Genomic DNA, 2,982 nt, shown 5'->3' with positions numbered 1-2,982 from the left:
CATCGACCACCGCCGAGACGATGCCCCAGAAGCGGTCGCCGCCGCCCGCCGTCGGCACGAAGACCGGGATGCGGCCTATGAAGCCCCGCCCGCCTTGCGCCAGGTCGACCGGGCCGGCGAACACCAGTTCGTGCCTGTCGCGCGCCCGAAGCGCTGCCGCGCGCTGCGCCTCGTTCTTGCGGTAGTCGAGCCCGATCGCCTTTTCGTTGCCTTTCAACGGATACATCAGCGAGATGACGAGGTCCGGCGCGCCGGCGATGTTGCGCAGCTGCGACTTCTGCTCGAACAGATTGCCGGCGAGCGACGCAAATCTCTGCTGGCCCATATAGGGCTCGGTGACGATGGCCGACACCAGGCCCTGTGTGAGCTGAAGGTTGCCGTTGATGTTGCCCTCGATCTTGGCGCGGATGATGTTGACCTTGGCCAGGACATCGGCGCGCACCAGTTGATCGGAGACTTTTCTGTTCTGCTGGTCGGCAAATATGGCGCAGATCAGAAGCACGACAAAGGCTATCGCCGCCGGCACGTTGGCGGACGAAAAAACGGCCTGTCTCATGCGGCCTATGCTGAAATCCGTTCTGGCCAATTCGACCCGAATATCCTTCCTGGACAATAGTCGATCGGTCGAACCTAGTAGAAAGTGCTTAAATTTAGACTTCCAGGCCGGCCAGAAGTTTCAGCATTGGGCCGATTGCTGCAAGGACAGGAAGCGCCACGGATCAAGGGTAGGGAGGAGCTGACACAGCCGATCTCGCCACTTGGGGGAGATAGGCAGCTTCGACGCCGCGGTTATTTGCCGGCCATGTGGTCGGCCAGCGCCTGGGCCTGGGCAAGCAATGCCGGGAAGGCCGCATCGCCCGGCAGGCGCTCGCCCATGCAGGCGCGATAGTCGGCGTCGCCTTTCTCCCAGGCGGCATTGGCGGCATCGTACGACTTTTCGTCCTTGAGTTCCGAAGCCTGGTAGGCCTCCTGGAATTTCTGGGCGGCGGCGTCGGCCGCTGTCCACAAGCCATCGCAAGCCGCGATCTTCGGAACGGCGGGCGCCGCGGGTGCCTCGGCGATCATGACCCGATCGCCCTTGACCAGCGTGACGATGACCTGCTGGTCGTAGATCGGCCCGACATCCTGCGTCCAGCCGCCCAGCCGCGCGATCGCCATGTCGGCGCCTTCGGGCTTGATCAGCGCAAAGTCGAGCGTCTTGACGAAGGCGGCATCGGCGCCGATGGCCTGGGTGTAGAAGGCGTCGAGCTTCAGCGCGGCGTCGATGCCGGCGGGCAGCTTGAGATTCTCATCGGTCTCGTCGGCCCTGGACTTCAGCCAGCGCTCGGCGAGCCCGCGCGTCGTCGCGACAAGGCTCGGGCCGTCGTCGCTCGTGGTGTATCTCAGCCCGTCGAGCATGCCGAATCCGATGTCGGAGTCGCTCAGGCTTGGAGATTGATCGTGCCGGTTGCCGGAAAACCCTCGACCGCCAGCGGGCCGAGAAGGGCGGATAGGCGCTTTTCGAGATCGGCCATCGCCTTCACATTCTGGGCATCGAGCGTTTCCACGGGAGCGTTCGCGCTTTCCTGCGCGGCGATGTCGGCAATCGCCCTGTCACGCGCGGCGATATAGTTGTCCTCCGGCGAGGCAGCGAGTGCCGCGCTGCCCGCAAGCATGAAGAGAAGTGTCCAGATCAACCGCATGACGTAGCCCCCAAAGTTAGCGATCAAAACCCTTCGGAGCCTTCGCCCGAATTGGCGGCTTTTGCGTGGCGGAAATCTACGGAGAGCTGAATCTTTACCCGGCCTTGCGCTTCTCCACCTCGGCCTTGCGCAGCAAGAACCGCTGGATCTTGCCGCTTGGCGTTTTCGGCAGTTCGGTGACGAACTCCACCTCGCGCGGATAGGCATGCGCCGAGAGCCGCTTCTTCACATGCTGGGCCAGCTCCTCGGCCAGCGCCTCGCTGCCTTTGAAGGCCGAAGCCAGCACGACGAAGGCCTTGACGATCTCGGTGCGCTGCGGGTCGGGCACGCCGACCACCGCCGCCTCGTTGACCGCCGGATGTTCGATCAGCGCGCTTTCTACGTCGAACGGGCCGATGCGGTAGCCGGCCGAGGTGATGACGTCGTCGGCGCGGCCGATGAAGGAGACGGAGCCGTCCGGCTCATACTCCACCGTGTCGCCGGTGCGGTAATAGCCGCCCGCGATCGCCGGCGTCTCGGCCTGGTGGTAGCCGTCGAACCAGCGCAGCGGGGACTTCGCAATGTCGACCGCGAGGATGCCGGGCTGATTGGGGCCGAGCTCGTTGCCCGCCTCGTCGAGCACCACCATGCGGTAGCCCGGCATGGCGAAGCCGGCCGAGCCGGCGCGCACGCTATGCGCCAGGCCATGATGGTTGTTCACCATCATGCCGTTCTCGGTCTGCCCGTAATGGTCGTGGATGGGGGCGGCGAGATGAGCGTCGAACCAGCGGATCACTTCGGGGTTGAGCGGCTCGCCGGCACTGCTTACGACACGGAGCTTGCCCTTGACGCGGGCTGCGGCCTCCGCGCCTTCCGCCATCAAAAGCCGGTAGGCGGTGGGCGAGCCGGCGAGGCTGGTGACGCCCAGCCGCTCGATGATGTCGTAGGTGCTTCTGGCGTTGAAGGCGCCTTCGTAGAAGGTGGTGGCGATGCCGAGCTGCAGCGGCCCGGTGATGGCGTAGTACAGGCCATAGGCCCAGCCGGGGTCGGCGATGTTCCAGAACACATCGTCGGGGCGGAGCCCGATCGCGTCGCGCATGTAGGCGCCGAAGGCGAGCAGCGCGTTGAGCGGCACCGGCACGCCCTTTGGATGGCCGGTGGTGCCCGAGGTCGACATCATCATGAACAGGTCGTCGCCCTTGCGCATCGCCGGCGGGCAGTCGGGGGCGGCGGCGGCAAGCGCTGCGCCGAAATCGATGTCGCTGGCGGGCAGGGTGTCGCCGGCGCCGAGGATGGTGGCGACGCGCGGATGGTTCTCGAC

4 protein-coding genes are annotated in these 2,982 nt (G+C 65.4%); all 4 read right to left on the bottom strand.

Translation table 11 applies throughout. The features are described 5' to 3' along the window. A partial coding sequence (locus EN781_RS29740; RefSeq protein WP_189347926.1) for a CHASE domain-containing protein occupies positions 1-556 on the bottom strand: 556 nt, incomplete at its 3' end. A 233-nt stretch (positions 557-789) separates the two neighbouring features. Next, positions 790-1,398 (bottom strand): hypothetical protein, encoded by a 609-nt coding sequence (locus EN781_RS29735; RefSeq protein WP_245492687.1) that lies wholly within the window; start codon positions 1,396-1,398, stop codon positions 790-792. A gap of 23 nt (positions 1,399-1,421) precedes the next feature. Further along, positions 1,422-1,682, bottom strand: a complete 261-nt coding sequence (locus tag EN781_RS35590) for a hypothetical protein (RefSeq protein WP_245492686.1) — start codon at positions 1,680-1,682, stop codon at positions 1,422-1,424. A 94-nt stretch (positions 1,683-1,776) separates the two neighbouring features. Next, positions 1,777-2,982: AMP-binding protein (locus tag EN781_RS29730; protein WP_127400607.1), on the bottom strand; the 1,206-nt coding region annotated here is incomplete at its 5' end.

Origin of the sequence: Mesorhizobium sp. M4A.F.Ca.ET.090.04.2.1 (genome assembly GCF_003999085.1) — a bacterium.
Lineage (GTDB): Bacteria > Pseudomonadota > Alphaproteobacteria > Rhizobiales > Rhizobiaceae > Mesorhizobium.
This window is presented reverse-complemented; position numbering and strand designations above follow the sequence as displayed.

What these genes read in the sequence shown, in the direction of transcription:
- EN781_RS29735 (WP_245492687.1), bottom strand. Translation starts at nt 1,398, where the DNA reads ATGCTCGACGGGCTGAGATACACCACGAGCGACGACGGCCCGAGCCTT.
- EN781_RS35590 (WP_245492686.1), bottom strand. Translation starts at nt 1,682, where the DNA reads ATGCGGTTGATCTGGACACTTCTCTTCATGCTTGCGGGCAGCGCGGCA.